An 18,480-nucleotide genomic window follows, 5' to 3' on the forward strand; every position below is an offset into this window, starting at 1 on the left:
GGCTGTACCCGATCCAAGCCGCCCGAGCGCATCCCGCCTCGGGCGAGTTCTTTTCTCTCCTCCACACCGAACTGGAGCCTCCGATGAGCGAGCGCTGGAGCCTGATCTTCGATTGCGACGGTACCTTGGTCGACAGCGAGCCGCTGCTGGCCAGAGAGCTGGCGGTGACCTTCACGAGCCTTGGGCTGCCTTTCGAGCCGCAGGACTACATGCTCGACTACCGCGGCGTGGCCTTTCCGTTCATCCTCGCCGACCTGGAGGCGCGCCACGGGCGCAAGGTCGATGACATGGAACGGCGCAAGGAGCTGGAACAGCAGATGCGCGCGAGCCTCGAGGAGCGGATGAAGCAGGAGCTCGAGCCCATCGACGGCGTCGCCGAGGCGCTCGAGGCGCTCAGCGCCCATCCGCGCTGCGTCGCCTCCAACGGACCGCTGCGCAAGATCAAGCTCTCCATGTCGCTGAGCGGCCTGGCGGCACAGTTCGGCGATCATCTCTATTCCGCCTACGAGGTCGGCATCTGGAAGCCGGATCCGGGGCTCTACCTCTACGCGGCCAAAGCGCTCGATACCCCGCCGGAGCGCTGCATCGTGATCGACGACGCAGCGGTCGGCCTCAAATCGGGCATCGACGCCGGCATGCAGGTGATCCACCTCAATCGCTTCAGCGAGCGCGAGCGTACCCCTGAGGGCGCCCATGAGATTCGAACGATGGCGCAGCTGCCATCGATGGTGGAGAAAATCATCGCCGAACGAAGTGCGGCGAGCGCTTAGGGAACCCCGAGGGGCAGCGCGCGATCCAACCATGGTGTCGATGTACGACTGCCCGGCCGCGCGTTCGACCGACGCGCGGCGAGGCTATGGCGAGGGCTGCGTCGTCGGCGGCGGCGCGGCATTATCCAATGCATTTCGAGTCCAGCACATTTCGAGGTAGCAACCCATGTCTTCAGCGGACGAGCAACGCCTGATCAACGGTCTCTTCGACCGCCTCAAGCAGGCCGAACAGCAGACCGGCGAACGTGACGCCGAAGCCGCGCGGCTGATCCAGGAGCGCCTCGACGCCCAGCCGGCGGCGCCCTACTACATGGCGCAGACGATCATCATCCAGGAGTCCGCGCTCGAGCGCCTCAACGAGCGCGTCGAGGCGCTGGAGAAATCGCTCGAGCAAGCCAAGAGCGAACGCTCCAGCGGTGGCTTCCTCGCTGGCCTGTTCGGCGGCGCGGGCCCCCAGCGCAGCGCGGCACAGGCGGCGCCGAGCCAAAGAGCGCAGCGCGGCAGCGCACGGCCCCAGCCGGGCTGGGGCGCCAACAACGCTCAGCCGCAGCCCCAGGGCGGCGGCGGCAGGGGCTTCCTCTCCGGCGCACTGCAGACCGCGGCCGGGGTGGCCGGTGGCGTGGTGCTGGGCAATATGCTGATGAACATGTTCAGCGGCCACAGCGGCGAAGAGATCGTCAACGAAGGCGCCAGCAACCTCGATACCTCGGCGCAGGATGCAGGCTTCGACCAGGATGCCGATCAAGGCTACGACGACGGCATGCAGAGCGCGGGCTTAGACGACCAGGGTGTCGACGACGGCATGCAGGACGCAGGCTACGACGATGGCGGCGGCTTCGACGACTTCAACGACGACGAATTCATCTGATCATCGCCTCGGACCACTGCCCTGGTCGCTCGCGGGGCGGCTCATCGCCGCCCCGCCCAATGGACGCCCGGCCAGCGACGCTATGCGCGCTTCCCTTCCATCGGCGGACGCTCTTCTGCCTGCGCCACGGGGGCTTCTGCCGCTTTTGACCGGGGCGCGGAGCGATAGCTCACGCCGTGGCGGACTCTCGGCGGGGCCTCTCCCGCATGCAGGGTCATCACCGCATCGATGATCACCTTGTCGCTGATCGTCATCCGATCGAGCATCCTCAAGTGCTGCAGCCAGTTGCGCACCAGGAACACCTCCTGCCAAAGCTCATGCTCCTCGATGTCGCGATAGAGCGACCAGCGCTCCGCGCCGTTGCGCATCCTGAGCTTGCGCAGCGCCCGGGCGGCGCGCACGAAATCCCGCGTGCGCTCGGTAGGGATGCGATACTCGATCGATACCTGCACCGACCCCCGCTGAGGATCGAAGTTGAAGCTGGGGCCCGCCATTCTCGGCAGTGGCACCTGCACGGTCCCCTGAGGGTCGAGCTCAGGCAGGCGAGAAGGCAGGAAGACCGCCGCCGAGAGCAGCAGCAGGATGCCGGCGGCGAGCAGTGCGCCATGCACTCCCATCGTCTCGGCGAGGTGCCCCCAGAGAAACGAGCCCAATGCCAGACCGCTGTAGAGCGCGGTCTGGTAGAGCGCCAGTGCCCGAGCCTTGACCCAGTCCGGCACCAGCAGCTGCACCGAGGTGTTGTAGGTCGCAAGCGCCGCGATCCAACAGCTGCCGATCATGATCAGGGCGGGGAATAGCAGCCAGAGCGTGCTGGATACGCCGATCAGTACCAGCATCAGCGCAAGCGTCGCCGCTGCTGCGCTGATCAAGCGGCTGCTGCCGAGCAGCTGCCGCACCCGGCCTACCTGGGTGCTGCCGAAGATCGCGCCAAGCCCCAGCGCGCCGAGCATCAGTCCATAGAGCGAGGCACTGCCACGCGGATTCTGGTGGGCGACCAGCGGCAGCAACGCCCAGACCGAACTGGCCGAGAGACCGAAGGCGAACGAGCGCGCCATCACCAGTCGTGTGACGCTCGAGTACTGGGTAAAGTGCAGCGCCGCGACCACGCCCTCGTAGAGCCGCTCGGGCGGCAGCCGCCGCTCGGGCAGCGCACGCCGCCAGCGCCAGATCGCCCAGATCAGGGTGACGTAGCAGAAGCAGTTGAACAAAAACACCCAGGCGGGACCGACCAGGCTGAGCAGCAAGCCCCCGAGCGCCGGTCCCAGCGCGCGGGCGACGTTGTAGTTGACGCTGTTGAGCAGCACGGCGCTGCCGACCATCCGCTTGGGCACCTGCTCGTTGACCGCCGCCTGCCAGGCCGGGATGGTGATCGCCGCGCCCAGCGAGATCCAGAGGATCGACATGATCAGAAGGATCGGGTCTAGATAGCCGAGGAACGCGCAGGCGGTGACGAACACCCCGCCGCTGATCTCGAATCCCAGCCCCACCAACATGATCCGCCGACGGTCGTAGTTGTCGGCGACCACCCCGGAGACGATCGAAAGAATCACCAGCGGCAGGGAGGCGGCAACCTGTATCATCGCCACCATCAGCGGGCTTGCCTGCGCCGAGGTGACTACCCAGGCGGCGGCCACCGACTGGGCCCAGACACCGAGGTTGGCGAACAGATAAGCGATCCAGATCGCTCGGTAGGCAGGTACTCGAAGCGGCGCCAATGCACCCTCGTCGCGCTTGCTCTGCTCGGGTTCGGCCCGCTGGGATTCGAGAGGGAGATCGTTCTGGGGTGAAACGGGCTGCAACATGAAGAGCCTCGGCGGAGAGCGGTTCGTTCATCTCGACGCCTGATGCGGCGCTCCCCCACTCTAGGCGCTCCGGGCGTCCCACGGCCAGCGCAATTCATGCATCGGCGACGCTCGCACCGCCAACCGATAGTACGCTGGCAGCCAGCTCGCACTTGAGCCTCAAGCGCGAACCACCTACCGTTGCAGCTGTTACAACCATCATCCTCGAAGGACTCTCAAGTGAGCCCCCATCTATTTCGCACCGTCCCACTGCTATTCGGCGCCGCCTTCGCGGCGGCCAGCGCTCCGGCACTGGCCGACATCGCCGACTTCGACGTGCTCGACGATCCGGCCTCCGCCGAGCAGCCCTTCATCGGCAAGGTGGAGCTGGGCTATACCGGACACACCGGCAATAGCGACGCCTCCAGCCTCAACGCCGCCACCACCATGACCTGGTTCAGCGAACCCTGGTCCTACAGCCTCTGGGCCTCGGCCAACAGCGCCTCCTCCGGTGACGAAACCACCGCGGAGCGCTACGCGCTGGGCGGCCGCAGTCGCTACAACCTATCGTCGCAGAACTACTTGTTCAGCCAGCTGAGCTGGCAGAGCAACCGCTTCGCCGGCTACCAGAACCGCTACACCCTGGCTGGCGGCTACGGCCGGCAAGTGCTCATCGGCCCGCCGCACTCTTTCTCCTATGAATTCGGCCCGGGGGTTCGCCACGACGATCTCGAGGAGGATGGCACCGAAACCCGGATGATCGGCTATGGTGCGATCAACTACGGCTATCAGTTCTCCGATACCGCGCGCTTCACCCAGGGCGTGGCGACCGAGATAGCCGGCAACAACACCACTACCACCGCTGAATCGGCACTCAGCGTCTCGATCAACAGCAACTTCACCCTGCGCGTCGCCTACAGCGTCGAGCACAACGATTCCCCCCCCGAGGGCACCGACCACAAGACCGATACCACCACCACGGTCTCGCTGGTCTACGGCCTTTGAACCCGCCGGTGTGAAGCTGAAACGGCGGCCACTGGCCGCCGTTTCAGCTTCGAGAAGGGAAAAGCGCAGGAACGGCTAGTAGCCGACGGTGAAGCGCCGCTGCGAATGCGCCGGCCGTTCGAGCTCATCGACCAGGGCGACGGCGAGATCTTCATAGCTGATCCAACTGCGCCCGTGCTCATCGACCAGCAGATGGTCTTCCCCTAGCCGGAAGTGCTCGGTCCGCTCGCCGATCACCAGCTCCGCCGAGGGCGAAAGGAAGGTCCAATCGAGCCCGCTGGTCTGCTGCAGCCGGGCGAGGAAGCGCGCGCCGCCCTGCGCCTCGTCACGATAGGCAGCGGGGAAGTCCGGGGCGTCCAGCAATCGCCTGCCCTGCCCGTCGAGCAGCGTCGCCGCCCCACCCACCAGCAAGAGTCGCGGCACCTCGGCACGCTCGACAGCGGCGATCACCGCGTCGGGATCCACCGAGGAGAAACGCGCCGCATGGATCACCGCATCGTGACCCGTGAGCAGCGCCGCGAGCCCTTCGGCATCGTTGGCGTCGCCGCGTACCAGGGTGAGCCACTGATGCGATAGCGACGACTGGGGAGAGCGTGCTATCCCGGTAACCTGGTGCCCTCTGGCGAGGAGCTCGGCGGCGAGCCTCGATCCCGCGTTACCGCTGATACCGATCACTGCGACTTTCATGGCGTTGCTCCCTTCGAGAATACTCGATCGTCGAACCGATCAACGGGTGGCGACACGCCCTGGCCGCTGGCCACGCACGAAGATGCGGCTGAAGTCCAGGCCGATGCCGCCAGGATGAGAACCTGTCCTCATCCTAGCCTCGAAGAGAGCGAGGAACAGCCGCGTAACGGTGGCGGCATCGTTGCATGGATCGAGCGAATCACTCGAATCGATGCGTCCTGCGCATCGGCAGGCCGGAGCGATCGTAAGTGCTCACCCCCGCGAGGTGAGCACCGGCACCGGCGAATGACGCACCACCCGTTCAGCGGTCGACCCCGCGAGGGCGCGCAGCACGCCACTGCGGCCATGGGTCCCCATCACGATCATATCGGCACCGATCCGCTCTGCCTCGGCGATGATCGCTTCGAACGGCACCCTGGCCTCCACGACCTTGCGCTCGATCTCGAGCGGCTCACCGAACGCGGGATCTTCGAAGTAGCGTTCGACGAATCGCCCCAGCTCGTGCTCCGCCTGGGTGCGCAGCTCTTCATCGAGGCGGCGCTGGTCGACTCCGGCGGCGATCATCGGCGTCTGCCAATAGACCGAGGTCTCGAGCAAAGTGAGCACGTGCACGACATGGAGCTTGGCGCCAGTGAGGCGGGCAAGCGTGTTGGCGATTTCGGTGGCATGGGCCGCACCGGTGGAGAAATCGGTCGCGAACAGCAGGGTGTCGAGCTTTTTCATCGTCGCCTCCCAACAGGGGTGGAGCGGGTGACACCGCGTCACCCTTCTGGCTTATCGATAGCACGCATCTCCCTTCGCTACGAGTGGACTTAACGCCGCACGACTTTAGTCCAAGCCTACGCCTTCCCTGATCAATTCATCACGCACCCGGTCAACCGCGCGCCCCGCCCGCTCGACCAGGTCGTCGACTTCCTCCGTGGTGATGACCAAAGGAGGAGCGAACCCCAGGATGTCACCATGCGGCATCGCTCGGGCGATCAATCCCTGCTCGAGCGCTGCGGCGCTGACCTGTGCGCCGATCTTGAGCGCGGGCTCGAACTGCCTGCGCTCGCGCGGCCGAGGCGAGAACTCGAGCGCGGCCAAAAGGCCTGCGCCACGCACGTCACCGACCAGCGGATGCCCTTCGAAGCGCTCGGCCAGCCGGGCCTGGAGATGGGCACCGACCCGAGCGGCGTTGGCGGTCAGCCCCTCGCGCCGGATGATCTCCAGATTCGCCAGCGCGGCGGCGGCGCCGAGCGGGTGCCCCGAATAGGTGTAGCCGTGGCCGATCGGGCCGAACTCACCCGTGCCCTGCTCCAGCACCCTCCAGACCCGCTCGCCGACCATCACCCCGGAAAGCGGCAGATAGGCGCTGGTGAGCCCTTTGGCGACGGTGATCAGGTCAGGTTTCATCGTGTAGTACTGGGAGCCGAAGTCGACACCGAGCCGACCGAAGCCACACACCACTTCGTCCGCGATCAAGAGCACCTGGTAGCGGTCCAGCACCGCGCGGATCTCCTTCCAATAGCCCTGCGGCGGCGGCACGATGCCGCCGGTGCCGAGCACCGGCTCGGCGATGAAGGCCCCGACCGTGTCCGGCCCTTCGCGCAGGATCAGGGCTTCCAAGCTCTCGGCGCACTGGCGCGAGAACTCCCGCTCGCTTTGCTCGGTGCGGTCGCGGCGATAGTAGTAAGGTGCGTCGGTGTGGAAAACGCCCGCGATCGGCAGGTCGAAGTGGTCATGGAAGCTCGGCAGGCCGGTCAGCGAACCGGCGGCGATGGTCGAGCCGTGGTAGCCGCGCGTGCGCGAGATGATCTTCTTCTTGTCGGTACCGAGCACGTTGGCGTGGTAGCGCACCAGCTTGATCTGGGTCTCGTTGGCATCGCTGCCGGAGAGCCCGTAATAGATCTTCGACATCCCCTGCCCGGCGATCCCGAGGACCTTCTCGGAGAGCTCGACCAGCGGCTCGTTGGTGTGGCCGGCGTAGGTATGGTAGTAGGCGAGCTTTCGCCCCTGGGCGGCGATCGCCTCGATGATCTCCTCACGCCCATAGCCTACGTTGACGCAGTAGAGCCCGGCGAAGCCATCGATCAGCTCATGGCCGTCGCGATCGCGCAGGCGAATGCCACGACCGCCGCTGATCACCCGCCCGGGCACCCTGCCCTGGGCATAGTCGCGCAGATGGGTGGAGGCATGGAAGACCAAGGCGCGGTCGCGCTCGAGCAACGATTGGGTCGAGACGTTCTCTCTCATCACAGCTCTCCGGTCGAATCACGATTCGCGGCGGATCTGCCCTCGCCGGGCGGATCGCTGATGCAGACGTACTTGGTCGCCAGGTACTCCTCGAGCCCGGCGCGGCCGCCCTCGCGGCCGAGTCCGGACTGCTTGACGCCGCCGAACGGCACCGGGGGTCCGGTCATCTTCACCGAGTTGACGCTGACCATGCCGAAGCGCAGCCCGCGCACCAGCCGCCGTACACGCGCGAGGTCACGGCCATAGACGTAGGCGGCGAGGCCATATTCGGTGTCGTTGGCGTCGCGCAGGAGCGTCTCCTCGTCATCGTAGGCGCACACCGCCGCGACCGGGTCGAAGCTCTCCTCACGGAACACCCTCATCGCCGGGGTGACGTCGGCGAGCAGCGCGGGGACGAAGAAGTTGGGCCCCGGCGCGCGGGTCTGGTCGCCGCCATAGAGCCGCGCACCGCGCGTCACCGCGTCCTCGACCAGCGCCTCGGCCTGCTCGACCGCGCGGCGATGGATCAACGGACCGAGCTCGACTCGATCGAAGCCATTACCCAGCTCGAGTTTCAGCATCCGCTCGACGAAACGCTCGATGAACGGCTCGTAGATCGAGCGGTGGACGAAGATCCGGTTGGCCGCCAGGCAGTCCTGCCCGGAGGTCTGGAACTTGGCCTCGACCGCCGCCTCGGCGGCGAGCTCCGGATCGATGTCGGCACAGACGATGAACGGCGCGTTGCCGCCGAGCTCCAGCGATACCCGCTTGACGCTGTCGGCGCACTGCGCGAGCAGCAGACGCCCCACCCGAGTCGAGCCGGTGAACGACAGCGCCATCACCCGAGGGTCGCTGCACAGCCGCCCAGCCACCATCGGGGCATCGCCGGTGACCACGTTGAACGTACCGGAGGGCAGTTCGGCGCGCTCCGCAAGCTCGGCCAGGGCGAGGGCGATGAAAGGCGTCTCGTTGGCGGGCTTGACCACTACGGTGCAGCCGGCGGCCAGCGCGGCCGCGGCCTTGCGGGTGATCATCGCCAACGGAAAGTTCCACGGCGTGATCAGGGCGGCGACGCCGACCGGCTCCTTGACCGTCGCGAGCGAGGCGCCGTGGATGTGACTCGGGATCGTCTCGCCGTAGGCACGCCGGCCCTCCTCGGCGAACCACTTGACGAAGCTCGCGGCGTAGTCGACCTCGCCCCGGGCATCGTTCAACGGCTTGCCCTGCTCCAGGGTGATCAACCGGGCGAGGTCCTCACGGTGCTCGAGGATCAAGCGGTGCCAGCGCTCGAGCAGCGCGGTACGCCGGTCGATGCCGAGCTCGCGCCAGGTAGCGAATGCGCGATCGGCGGCGGCGATCGCCGCGTCCACTTGCGATGCCGAGAGCATCGGCACGTGCCCCAGCACCTCGAGCGTCGCGGGGTCGGTAACCGCCAGATCGCGCTGGGCGCCCTCGCCATGGACCCATTTGCCATCCAGGTAGGCGAGCTGGCGAAACAGACAAGGGTCGAGGAGTCCGGGAACGGCAGGCATGGCGACATCTCCGCTGGCCCGCGGCTGGGCGCGGACGGTGATCGATGTCTCAAGGCTACTCGCCAAGTCCCGACGAGGTTTTCCGAAACCCGGCCATCCTGGTTGGCGTTTTTTTCGTCCTGCCTGGGGAGGGATGGGATTTTTTCTGCCCTGCACGGGCCCCTGCGTCTGGAATCAGCGCCAGACGCAGGAACCGGGCCGGTCGAGAACCGCTTCGCTCAGCGGTTCTCGACCCCGACACGATGGCTGCTGGATGCGCGCTCGAGGCGCTCGCGCCGCCCCGAGTTGATCAACCCGGCGGCCAGTACCAGGGCGCCGACCGCGGCGGTCATCACCGCCTCGGCACGAAACGCCGGCGCCCAGGCCATGTAGCCGAGCACCAGCACCAGCGCGGCGACGGTCAGATAGCTCAAACCGGGGAACAGCCACATGCGAAGCTCGGGCCGTTCACCCTTGGCCTCGAGGGCACGGCGCAGGCGAATCTGCGATACCGCGATCACCAGATAGACCAGCAGCGCCACCGCGCCGGTGGTCGCCAAGAGGGTATCGAACACCTGGCCGGGAAACAGGAAGTTGGCAAGGCAGGCGAGTATGCCGACCAGCGTGGAGGTGAGTACCGCCACCCTGGGCACGCCCTTGAGCGAGAGCCGGGTGACCGCCGACGGTGCGTCGCCGCGCCGGCCGAGCGAGAACAGCATCCTCGAGGCGGTATAGAGCCCCGAGTTCATGCAGCTGGTCACCGCGACCAGCACCACCAGGTCGACGATCAGCTTGGCCGCGGGTATCTCGAGCACCTCGAGGGCACGCTGGAAGGTGCCGACCTCGACCAGGCGCGGGTCGTTCCAGTCGACCAGGGCGACCACCAGGAAGATCGACAGCAGGTAGAAGATCGCGATGCGCCATACCACCAGGTTGGTCGCACGAGTGATCTGGCGCTGCGGATCCCGCGACTCGGCAGCGGCGATGGTGACGATCTCGGCGCCGAAGAAGGAAAACGCGGTGATCAGCACACCGCCGACGATCGCACCCATACCGTTGGGCGCGAAGCCGCCGTTGGAGACCAGCCGTTCGACGCCGCCGACCTCGGGCACCGGCAGCAGGCCGAACACCGCGGCGAGTCCCAGCGCGATGAAGGCGATGATCGCCACCACCTTGACCAGCGCGAACCAGAACTCGAACTCACCGAATCCCTTGACGCTGAGCAGGTTGGTCAAGGTCAGCACCACGACGATCGCAAGCGACACCAGCCAGACCGGCAGCGAAGGCAGCCAGCTATTGATGATCGCACCGCCCGCGATCGCTTCTACAGGTATTACCAATACCCAGAACCACCAATAGAGCCAGCCGATGGTGAAGCCCGCCCACTTGCCGATCGCGCGATCGGCGTAGGTCGAGAACGAGCCGGAGTCGGGCTGAGCGACCGCCATCTCACCGAGCATGCGCATGACCAGCAGCACCAAAAGGCCGGTGAATGCATAGGAGATCAGCACGGCGGGGCCCGCCGTGGCGATGGCCTTGGCCGAGCCGATGAAAAGCCCGGCACCGATGATTCCAGCGATCGAAATCATCGTCACTTGACGGGTCTTGAGCTGCCCCTGCAGCTCTGTTGGTCGAACGGTTGAAGACATGGAACCTCGCACTGCGTTGTGATTGGACTCATGCGAGCCGGCATCGCCGGCGACGAATGGGGGTGCTTTTAACCCTGGCTGAATGGAAACGTGACTTGGCCCTTGGGTAAAGAGCCATTTAGCCAATACACAGAGAGCCAATCGATCTCTGCATACGCATGGATGAAGCCACCCCCTGGCGCTATGATGGGAGCACCGATAACGCCCACCATGCTCAGCTGGTCGCCTTCCCGGCAGCCAGCACGGAGACGGGAGACGACTCCGCTTCGCTCGCCAGCGCTCCACGCCCGGGGAGGAGGTAAGGCGCTTCGCCATTCACTATTCAGGAATTCTCAATGAGCAGTGCAGATATCGATTGGAAGACGCTCGGTTTCGACTACATCAAGACCGATCTCCGCTACATCTCCCACTGGAAGGGCGGTGAGTGGGACGAGGGCCAGCTGACCGAGGACAACAAACTCCACATCAGCGAAGGCTCGACCGCATTGCACTACGGTCAGCAGTGCTTCGAAGGCCTCAAGGCCTATCGCTGCAAGGACGGCTCGATCAACCTGTTCCGCCCCGACCAGAATGCCGCGCGCATGCGTCGCAGCTGCGCTCGCCTGCTGATGCCGGCGGTCTCGACCGAGAAGTTCATCGATGCCTGCAAGCAGGTGGTGCGCGCCAACGAGCGATTCATCCCGCCGTACGGCACCGGCGGCGCACTCTACCTGCGGCCTTTTTTGATCGGCGTCGGTGACAACATCGGCGTCCATTCGGCACCGGAGTTCATCTTCTCGGTGTTCGCCACGCCGGTAGGCGCCTACTTCAAAGGCGGCATGACGCCGACCAACTTCATCGTCTCGGACTACGACCGCGCAGCGCCCAACGGCACCGGCGCGGCCAAGGTCGGTGGCAACTATGCCGCCAGCCTGCTGCCCGGCCTGGATGCCAAGAATCGTCAGTTCGGCGACTGCATCTACCTCGATCCGGAGACCCATACCAAGATCGAGGAGGTGGGCTCGGCCAACTTCTTCGCGATCACCGAGGACGGCCGCTTCGTCACCCCGAAATCGCCCTCGATCCTGCCGAGCATCACCAAGTACTCGCTGCTCGAACTGGCCAAGGAGCGCCTGGGCCTCGAGGTCGAAGAAGGAGATGTCTTCATCGACAAGCTCGACGGCTACAAAGAGGCCGGCGCATGCGGTACCGCGGCGGTGATCACGCCGATCGGCGGGATCCAGAACGGCCCCGACTTCCACGTCTTCTACAGCGAGACCGAGGTCGGCCCGGTGACCAAGCGGCTCTACGAGGAGCTGGTCGGCATCCAGTACGGCGATCGTGAAGCGCCCGCGGGCTGGATCGTCAAGGTCGATTGATCCGCCTTTCCCTCGCACCGTTCCCGTCGCGCCGTGCGACGGGGACGTCGTTCGATCCCTCGAATACCGGAAGCGACGAACCCCATGAGCATTACCTGGCTTTCCATCCTCGCGGTCGCCGCTGCCGTCGTGATACTGGTACTGATCCGCCTGATCCGCTCACGCTCCCGGCCGAATCCGGCGCGCACCGCCGATAAAGAGATCACTCCCGGCAAGCGGCTACGCTGCACCACCCGGCCCCGCGACCGTGCGATCGGCGTTTTCATCAACGGCAGCTTCTATCGCGCACGCATCGCTGACCTGCGCCAGCCCACGCTCGAGCATGGCGAGGATGTGGCCTTCGTGCGGTTCGAAAACAACGCAGCCCTGGTCGAGCGCATCGCCGAACCGACGGATCACTGAACCAGCTTCGCTGTCCCTCCTCTCTGCCAGGCACAGGCTGCATGCCACTGCCCTCGCTCGAGCTCGAGCGCCTGAGTACGCTCCGCCCAATTGATGCCCGCCTACCTTCAGCGAACTGCGCGATGCATCCGTCGCCAACGCCCACCTTTCCCTTCGTTATTAAAACGTCTTAATACTTCCGTATCTTCGACCAATGAAAATAAAATCGAGGGTTTAAAACAATCGTTTTAACTTGACCAATACACTCCCTACCGAGCAAATAAAGAGGAGGAAAAAGACGCTCTACGAGCGAGCCTTCATGGCCGCTTTCGCGCGTCATTGGATAGGATTTGCTCAAGGGATGAGGCTCATGAACACACGATCGAAAAGCATCGTCGCCACCTTCACCGTCCTGGCAGCGGGAGGACTTCCGGCTGCGGCGCTGGCCGGTGGATGGCAGCTCAACGAGCAGAGCGTCAGCGCCCAGGGGGCCGGCTTCGCAGGGCGCAGCTCGAACGTACAGGATGCGTCCATCGTCCATGGCAACCCGGCGGGGATCTCGTTTCTCGATCGCGCACAGCTGTCGGTCGGCGGCACCTATCTCGACGTCAAGACCAAGGTACGAGATTCGAACGGATACCTGGGCAGCCCGCTGGCGCCAAACCAGCGCATCCCCACCGCAGGCGCCTCGAGTGACGATATGGTACCGGGCACTTTGGTGCCTTTCGGCTTCTTCGCCATGCCACTCGATCAACGATGGGGTTTTGGCTTTGGCGTCTACTCACCCTTCGGCGCGGTCACCGACTATGGTCATGACTTCCAAGGCCGATATTTCGGCGACTACACTTCGGTCAGAGTGATCACCGCGCAACCGACGATTTCGTATAAATTCAATGATCGCTTCTCGGTGGGCCTGGGGATTACCTACAACCGCGTCGATGGGGAGCTGCGTAGTTTCACTCCTGACGTCTCGGCTTTGGCCAGCGGATCGGGCCGCGGTGAGGGACGGGTCAACGTCAGGGGAGACGACGAAGCCTGGGGCTACAACCTCGGCATGATGTACCGGCCGAGCGACGCCACCACCCTGGGCCTGAGCTATCGGTCCAAGGTTTCCTATCACCTGGATGGGCGGGTCCACTACACCAACGTCGCAGGCCAAGGCACGCCCTCCGCCGATAACCCATTGGCGGTCGGTACTACCCGCCGCGGCGGCAGTCTCGCGCTGACCACCCCGGAAACCATCGACCTATCGGTGACCCACAAAATCGACGATCGCTGGACGGTGATGGCGGGCGCGGCCTGGGTGCGCTGGAGCCAGTTCAGGGAGATCCACGTGCGTCCGGAGGGCTCGGCGGCGCTGTTCGAGCAGCAGGACTACAAGAATGCTTGGCAGTTCGCCCTCGGCGGCTCCTACCAGCTCGATCCGAAATGGGTGCTGCGTGCAGGACTCTCCTACGACAAGACGCCGACCGAGGACGGACACCGCAGCGTGCGCATTCCTACCGACGACAGATATATCGCCTCGATCGGCGCCGGCTGGACGCCGATCCCCGAGCTGACCCTCGACTTCGCCTACTCCTATCTCCAGGAGGTCTCCTCCGACGTCGACCAGCAGCGCAGCTATGGCGGTGGACTGGTCGAGGCGAACTACTCGGCCCGATACCGGAACAAGGCCCATGGCTTCGGCGCGCAGCTGAGCTATCGGTTCTAGTCATCGGTTCTAGTCAGCGCTTCTAGTCAGCGCATCTGAGTCGTTCCCACCGAGCAAGCCCCCGACACCTCGCGGTGCCGGGGGCTTTTGGTGTCGTCTCGAGACGAGATTCAGCGCGCGCAGCGAGCGAAGGTGGCTTCCAGGCGGTGGTCCGGCATCGCCCGGGCTCGCAGGGCGGTCAGGGTGTTGGCGAGGTAGTCGCGGCTGCTGCCGCAGTGGCCGCGGGCATGATCGAACACCTGGCGAATCACCGTATCGGGCTGCTGGCCTGCGTAGTTTGGCCGCTCACGCTCGAGGACGAAACCGAGCGCCTCGATCCTGCGCCCGTCGGCGAGCCTGCAGCCGAGCCAGGCGGGCCGATAGGAGTCATCCGGCATTTCCCGCCGCCAGAGCGCCATCAGCTGGGGCTCGAGTCCTTCGCTCGGCAGCCTGTAGGCGACGCCCAGGCAGCTGCCACCGCGATCGAGCCCGAGCACTAGCCCCGGCCGCTCGGGAGTACCGCGATGGATGCGCGACCACAGATTGAGACCGCGGTGATAGCCATGGACGCGGGCGCGCTGGCGCTCCAGCGCCGGCCCTTCGGGCCGCCAGATCAGCGAGCCATAGGCGAACAGCCAGATCTCGCCTTCGCGACGCTGCCTGAGGGTAGCGGTGATGGAGGCCGCCAGCTCGACATCGTCGTAGCGCCTGGAGGCGGCGAGCCTCGGCGGGTAGCAAGGCATCGAAGCCGCACGCACCAGGGAGGTGGTGGCGAAAGCAGGGGAGGAACTGGAGGCTTCGATCATGGACGACCCTTGAGCGGCAAGGCGACTGGGATGAGTCATCCTACGACCTCGCTAAACTGCGAAAAAGAAATTTAAAAACATTTTTTTATTCGAAATAGGAATTTATCGGTGTCACAGCTTGCTCTCGCAGGGTTGAACCGACATCCTTCCGGCGCCATTCAACGATGGGTCGGCACCGCGCCCTTGGCTCGATTCCGATAGCGCTTGGCAATTTCAGCCATGCGCTCAATCAATTGTTTCGATAACCGGCTTTCCCATAAAGTCGTAACTCCCACTTACCAGCAGGAGCTCGTGTCCATGTCGCTTCTCAATACCGAAATCAAGCCGTTCAGCGCCACCGCCTATCATCAGGGCGAATTCGTTCCGGTCTCCGAAGAGACCCTCAAAGGCAAGTGGTCCGTCGTGTTCTTCTATCCGGCCGACTTCACCTTCGTCTGCCCGACCGAGCTGGGCGACGTGGCCGATATCTATGACGAATTCACCAAGCTGGGCGTCGAGATCTACAGCGTCTCCACCGACACCCACTTCACCCACAAAGCGTGGCACGACACTTCCGAAACCATCGCCAAGCTGCAGTTCCCGATGATCGGCGACCCGACCGGGCGCATCTCGCGCAACTTCGACGTGCTGATCGAGGAAGACGGTCTGGCCGAGCGTGGCACCTTCCTGATCGACCCGGAAGGCAAGATCAAGCTGGTCGAGATCAGCGACGGCGGCGTCGGCCGCGATGCCAGCGAGCTGCTGCGCAAGGTCAAGGCTGCTCAGTACGTCGCCGCCCACCCTGGCGAAGTCTGCCCGGCCAAGTGGAAAGAAGGCGAAGCGACCCTGTCGCCCTCGCTGGACCTCGTCGGCAAGATCTGACCCCGGCCGCATGAATACAGCGCCCGCGCGAGCTCTTTACCGCGGGCGTTTTCATTGCACACCACTTCCGTTTTCGACAAAGGCAACGTCACCATGCTGGACGCCAATCTAAAAACTCAATTGAAGGGCTACCTGGAGCGGGTCACTCGTCCAATCGAGATCGTCGCGTCCCTGGATGACGGCGACAAGTCGCGTGAACTCTCCACCCTGCTCAGGGACATCGAGAGCCTCTCCGACAAGGTCAGCCTGCGCGAGGACGGCGCCGACGCACGTCGGCCCTCTTTCTCCCTCGGCACCCCGGGCAAGCAGATCGACCTGCGCTTCGCCGGCCTGCCGATGGGTCACGAATTCACTTCGCTGGTGCTGGCGCTGCTGCACGTGGGCGGCCACCCCTCCAAGGCCAGCGAAGAGTTGATCGAGCAGATCCAGTCGATCGAAGGCGAATACGTCTTCGAAACCTACATCTCGCTCTCCTGCCAGAACTGCCCCGACGTGGTCCAGGCGCTCAACCTGATGGCGGTGCTCAATCCGAACATCCGCCACACCATGATCGACGGCGCGCTGTTCCAGGATGAGGTGGAGAAACGCCAGATCATGGCGGTGCCGACCGTGTTCCTCAACGGCGAGAACTTCGGCCAGGGCCGGATGACCGTCGAGGAGATCGTCGGCCGCCTCGATACCGGCGCCGCGGCCCGCGAGGCCGAGAAGCTCAATGCCAAGCAGGCCTACGACGTGCTGGTGGTCGGCGGCGGTCCGGCCGGCGCGGCGGCGGCGATCTACGCCGCGCGCAAGGGCATTCGCACCGGCGTCGCCGCCGAACGCTTCGGCGGCCAGGTGCTCGACACCCTGGCGATCGAGAACTTCATCTCGGTCAAGGAGACCGAAGGACCGAAGCTCGCCGCCGCGCTCGAGGAGCACGTCAAGCAGTACGACGTCGAGATCATGAACCTGCAGACCGCCGAGAAGCTGATCACCGCGAAGGAACAAGGCGGCCTGCACGAAGTGCTGTTCGCCAACGGCGCCTCGCTCAAGGCCAAGTCGCTGATCATCGCCACCGGTGCGCGCTGGCGCAAGATGAACGTGCCCGGCGAGCTCGAGTATGCCAACAAGGGCGTCGCCTACTGCCCGCACTGCGATGGTCCGCTGTTCAAGGGCAAGCCGGTCGCGGTGATCGGCGGCGGCAACTCGGGCGTCGAGGCGGCGATCGATCTCGCCGGCATCGTCTCCCACGTCACCCTGATCGAGTTCGACACCGCGCTTCGCGCCGATGCGGTGCTCCAGCGCAAGCTGATGAGCCTGCCCAACGTCACCGTGCTGACCAACGCCCTGACCACCGAAGTGGTCGGCGACGGCAACAAGGTCAGCGGGCTGGTCTACAAGGACCGCGCGAGCGGAGAAGAGCGCACCGTCGAGCTGGCGGGGATCTTCGTCCAGATCGGCCTGGTGCCCAACACCGACTGGCTCAAGGGCTCGATCGAGCTCAGCGGCCGCGGTGAGGTGATCATCGACGAGCGCGGCCAGACCTCGGCTCCCGGAGTGTTCGCCGCTGGCGACGTGACCACCGTGCCTTACAAGCAGATCGTGATCGCGATGGGTGAAGGCGCCAAGGCGTCGCTCTCCGCCTTCGACCACCTGATCCGGATCACCGCACCGGCCTGAGCCGAGCGAAGATGATCGAAGAGCCCGCTGCCTTTGGCGCGGGCCTTTTTTCGTTTGCGCCAGACGGGCGGGATCTTTCGCATTGACCGCCGGTGGCGATCGCAGACACTGTATCCACAGGCCTTGCGCTGCGAGGCCCTGCCGAAAGCCGTCACGAGGAGCCCGCATGAGCATCGTCATTTCCGTACCCGTCAGGGAAAAGACCGAATGGTGGTGCCAGGCGCTGCGGGAATTGATGCCCGAGTGGGATATCCATCCGATCGAGGACTGCCCCGATCCGCGCGCCGTCGAGTACTGCGTCGTCTGGCGACCCGAGACCGGCTGCATGAAGCCGTTCGTCAATCTCAAGGCGATCGTCTCGCTCGGGGCGGGGATAGACCATGTGCTCGCGGATGCGGAGCTGCCGCAGGGAGTACCGATCATCCGCACCGTGGGCACCGACCTGACCCAGAGGATGAAGGAGTACATCGTCCTGCACGCGCTGCGTCACCACCGGGCGCTGCCCGAGATACAGGCCGCACAGCAGCGACACCAATGGCACCCGGTGATCGTGCCCCCCGCCACCTCGCGCAGGGTCGGGGTCATGGGCCTTGGCAACCTCGGCGCCGTCGCAGCCCAGGCGCTTGCCGCCCTCGGCTTCCAGACCGTCGGCTGGTCGCGCAGCCCCAAGGAGATCGCCGGCGTCACCACCTATGCGGGAAGCGAGGGCTTCGATGCCTTTCTCACCGGGACCGAGATCCTCGTCTGCCTCCTTCCGCTTACCGGCGCGACCCGAGGCATCCTCAATGCCGAGACGTTCAGCCGACTCGCCCGCGGTGCCTCGGTGATCAACGCCGCACGCGGTGCCCACCTGGTGGATGACGACCTTCTCGCCGCGCTGGATGACGGTCAGCTCGCCGGCGCCACGCTCGACGTATTCCACCTCGAACCGCTGCCGGCGGCGCATCCGTTCTGGGCTCATCCGAAGATCACCGTCACCCCGCACATCGCCTCGCAGATCGACGCCCCCACCGGCAGCCGGATCGTCGCCGCCAATATCCGCGCCTTCGCCGAGACCGGTACCGTCGCCGATATCGCAGACGCAGCGCGGGGCTACTGAGCGCTCGACAACGCGAGGAACGAGCCGAGTCGAACCACGGCCTCACCGCCGCCGCTGGATCCCTCGACTGGCGCCCCCACTGCCGAGCCGGGACTCGACCTTGGCGCGTACCGGCGCCGCTCGGGACGAACGGGTTGGGGT

At 65.2% G+C, this 18,480-nt stretch carries 16 protein-coding genes; 9 read left to right on the forward strand and 7 right to left on the reverse strand.

All coding sequences use genetic code 11. The features are described 5' to 3' along the window. Positions 1-83: 83 nt before the first annotated feature. Together Q376_RS0102000 and Q376_RS0102005 are read left to right on the forward strand one after the other, a co-directional pair. A complete protein-coding gene (locus tag Q376_RS0102000) occupies positions 84-770 on the forward strand; it encodes an HAD family hydrolase (protein WP_027348880.1) in 687 nt (228 codons plus the stop codon). Between the two features lie 166 nt (positions 771-936). After that, complete coding sequence (locus tag Q376_RS0102005; RefSeq protein ID WP_027348881.1) at positions 937-1,638, forward strand: DUF2076 domain-containing protein; 702 nt, start codon at positions 937-939, stop codon at positions 1,636-1,638. An 80-nt stretch (positions 1,639-1,718) separates the two neighbouring features. Here the strand turns inward: Q376_RS0102005 and Q376_RS0102010 are convergent, their stop codons facing one another. After that, positions 1,719-3,440: an MFS transporter gene (locus Q376_RS0102010; RefSeq protein WP_027348882.1), complete on the reverse strand. Its 1,722-nt coding sequence runs from the start codon at positions 3,438-3,440 to the stop codon at positions 1,719-1,721. Positions 3,441-3,659: 219 nt separating this feature from the next. Between Q376_RS0102010 and Q376_RS0102015 the strand changes: the two genes are divergently transcribed. After that, positions 3,660-4,424, forward strand: a complete 765-nt coding sequence (locus Q376_RS0102015; protein WP_027348883.1) for a DUF481 domain-containing protein — start codon at positions 3,660-3,662, stop codon at positions 4,422-4,424. A gap of 75 nt (positions 4,425-4,499) precedes the next feature. Here the strand turns inward: Q376_RS0102015 and Q376_RS0102020 are convergent, their stop codons facing one another. From Q376_RS0102020 to Q376_RS0102040, 5 genes are all read right to left on the reverse strand, one after another. Continuing rightward, complete coding sequence (locus Q376_RS0102020) at positions 4,500-5,111, reverse strand: NAD(P)-dependent oxidoreductase (RefSeq protein ID WP_027348884.1); 612 nt, start codon at positions 5,109-5,111, stop codon at positions 4,500-4,502. A 252-nt stretch (positions 5,112-5,363) separates the two neighbouring features. Continuing rightward, positions 5,364-5,834 (reverse strand): universal stress protein, encoded by a 471-nt coding sequence (locus Q376_RS0102025; protein ID WP_027348885.1) that lies wholly within the window; start codon positions 5,832-5,834, stop codon positions 5,364-5,366. Positions 5,835-5,939: 105 nt separating this feature from the next. Then, positions 5,940-7,346 carry an aminotransferase gene (locus Q376_RS0102030; RefSeq protein ID WP_027348886.1) on the reverse strand — a complete coding sequence of 469 codons (1,407 nt, stop codon included), beginning with the start codon at positions 7,344-7,346 and terminating at the stop codon, positions 5,940-5,942. Further along, positions 7,346-8,857, reverse strand: a complete 1,512-nt coding sequence (locus tag Q376_RS21100; RefSeq protein ID WP_052364858.1) for an NAD-dependent succinate-semialdehyde dehydrogenase — start codon at positions 8,855-8,857, stop codon at positions 7,346-7,348. The genes Q376_RS0102030 and Q376_RS21100 overlap by 1 nt, the downstream gene beginning before the upstream one ends. Positions 8,858-9,075: 218 nt before the next feature. Beyond that, positions 9,076-10,485, reverse strand: a complete 1,410-nt coding sequence (locus tag Q376_RS0102040; protein ID WP_027348887.1) for an amino acid permease — start codon at positions 10,483-10,485, stop codon at positions 9,076-9,078. A 335-nt stretch (positions 10,486-10,820) separates the two neighbouring features. Here Q376_RS0102040 and Q376_RS0102045 point away from each other — a divergent pair, with 335 nt between their 5' ends. From Q376_RS0102045 to Q376_RS0102055, 3 genes are all read left to right on the forward strand, one after another. Continuing rightward, complete coding sequence (locus Q376_RS0102045) at positions 10,821-11,843, forward strand: branched-chain amino acid aminotransferase (RefSeq protein WP_027348888.1); 1,023 nt, start codon at positions 10,821-10,823, stop codon at positions 11,841-11,843. 84 nt (positions 11,844-11,927) lie between these two features. Further along, entirely contained in the window at positions 11,928-12,245 is a 318-nt protein-coding gene (locus Q376_RS0102050) for a hypothetical protein (RefSeq protein ID WP_027348889.1), read from the forward strand. Between the two features lie 349 nt (positions 12,246-12,594). Next, the gene (locus Q376_RS0102055; RefSeq protein WP_027348890.1) at positions 12,595-13,935 is read left to right on the forward strand and encodes an OmpP1/FadL family transporter; all 1,341 of its coding nucleotides are present in this window, start codon (positions 12,595-12,597) and stop codon (positions 13,933-13,935) included. A 110-nt stretch (positions 13,936-14,045) separates the two neighbouring features. Here the strand turns inward: Q376_RS0102055 and Q376_RS0102060 are convergent, their stop codons facing one another. Further along, positions 14,046-14,720 (reverse strand): gamma-glutamylcyclotransferase, encoded by a 675-nt coding sequence (locus Q376_RS0102060; RefSeq protein WP_081803344.1) that lies wholly within the window; start codon positions 14,718-14,720, stop codon positions 14,046-14,048. A 297-nt stretch (positions 14,721-15,017) separates the two neighbouring features. On the opposite strand from Q376_RS0102060, the gene ahpC reads away from it, so the two are divergent. The 3 genes from ahpC to Q376_RS0102075 all read left to right on the forward strand — a co-directional run bounded on the left by ahpC (position 15,018) and on the right by Q376_RS0102075 (position 18,339). Further along, a complete protein-coding gene (gene ahpC / locus Q376_RS0102065) occupies positions 15,018-15,581 on the forward strand; it encodes an alkyl hydroperoxide reductase subunit C (RefSeq protein ID WP_027348892.1) in 564 nt (187 codons plus the stop codon). A gap of 93 nt (positions 15,582-15,674) precedes the next feature. Further along, the gene (ahpF, locus tag Q376_RS0102070; RefSeq protein WP_027348893.1) at positions 15,675-17,240 is read left to right on the forward strand and encodes an alkyl hydroperoxide reductase subunit F; all 1,566 of its coding nucleotides are present in this window, start codon (positions 15,675-15,677) and stop codon (positions 17,238-17,240) included. A 166-nt stretch (positions 17,241-17,406) separates the two neighbouring features. Next, positions 17,407-18,339, forward strand: a complete 933-nt coding sequence (locus Q376_RS0102075; RefSeq protein ID WP_027348894.1) for a 2-hydroxyacid dehydrogenase — start codon at positions 17,407-17,409, stop codon at positions 18,337-18,339. Positions 18,340-18,480 lie beyond the last annotated feature (141 nt).

The sequence above is a fragment of the Halotalea alkalilenta DSM 17697 genome (genome assembly GCF_000621205.1).
GTDB classification, from domain to species: domain Bacteria; phylum Pseudomonadota; class Gammaproteobacteria; order Pseudomonadales; family Halomonadaceae; genus Halotalea; species Halotalea alkalilenta.

What these genes read in the sequence shown, in the direction of transcription:
- Q376_RS0102000 (WP_027348880.1), top strand. Translation starts at nt 84, where the DNA reads ATGAGCGAGCGCTGGAGCCTGATCTTCGATTGCGACGGTACCTTGGTC.
- Q376_RS0102005 (WP_027348881.1), top strand. Translation starts at nt 937, where the DNA reads ATGTCTTCAGCGGACGAGCAACGCCTGATCAACGGTCTCTTCGACCGC.
- Q376_RS0102010 (WP_027348882.1), bottom strand. Translation starts at nt 3,440, where the DNA reads ATGTTGCAGCCCGTTTCACCCCAGAACGATCTCCCTCTCGAATCCCAG.
- Q376_RS0102020 (WP_027348884.1), bottom strand. Translation starts at nt 5,111, where the DNA reads ATGAAAGTCGCAGTGATCGGTATCAGCGGTAACGCGGGATCGAGGCTC.
- Q376_RS0102025 (WP_027348885.1), bottom strand. Translation starts at nt 5,834, where the DNA reads ATGAAAAAGCTCGACACCCTGCTGTTCGCGACCGATTTCTCCACCGGT.
- Q376_RS0102030 (WP_027348886.1), bottom strand. Translation starts at nt 7,346, where the DNA reads ATGAGAGAGAACGTCTCGACCCAATCGTTGCTCGAGCGCGACCGCGCC.
- Q376_RS21100 (WP_052364858.1), bottom strand. Translation starts at nt 8,857, where the DNA reads ATGCCTGCCGTTCCCGGACTCCTCGACCCTTGTCTGTTTCGCCAGCTC.
- Q376_RS0102040 (WP_027348887.1), bottom strand. Translation starts at nt 10,485, where the DNA reads ATGTCTTCAACCGTTCGACCAACAGAGCTGCAGGGGCAGCTCAAGACC.
- Q376_RS0102045 (WP_027348888.1), top strand. Translation starts at nt 10,821, where the DNA reads ATGAGCAGTGCAGATATCGATTGGAAGACGCTCGGTTTCGACTACATC.
- Q376_RS0102050 (WP_027348889.1), top strand. Translation starts at nt 11,928, where the DNA reads ATGAGCATTACCTGGCTTTCCATCCTCGCGGTCGCCGCTGCCGTCGTG.
- Q376_RS0102055 (WP_027348890.1), top strand. Translation starts at nt 12,595, where the DNA reads ATGAACACACGATCGAAAAGCATCGTCGCCACCTTCACCGTCCTGGCA.
- Q376_RS0102060 (WP_081803344.1), bottom strand. Translation starts at nt 14,720, where the DNA reads ATGATCGAAGCCTCCAGTTCCTCCCCTGCTTTCGCCACCACCTCCCTG.
- ahpC (WP_027348892.1), top strand. Translation starts at nt 15,018, where the DNA reads ATGTCGCTTCTCAATACCGAAATCAAGCCGTTCAGCGCCACCGCCTAT.
- ahpF (WP_027348893.1), top strand. Translation starts at nt 15,675, where the DNA reads ATGCTGGACGCCAATCTAAAAACTCAATTGAAGGGCTACCTGGAGCGG.
- Q376_RS0102075 (WP_027348894.1), top strand. Translation starts at nt 17,407, where the DNA reads ATGAGCATCGTCATTTCCGTACCCGTCAGGGAAAAGACCGAATGGTGG.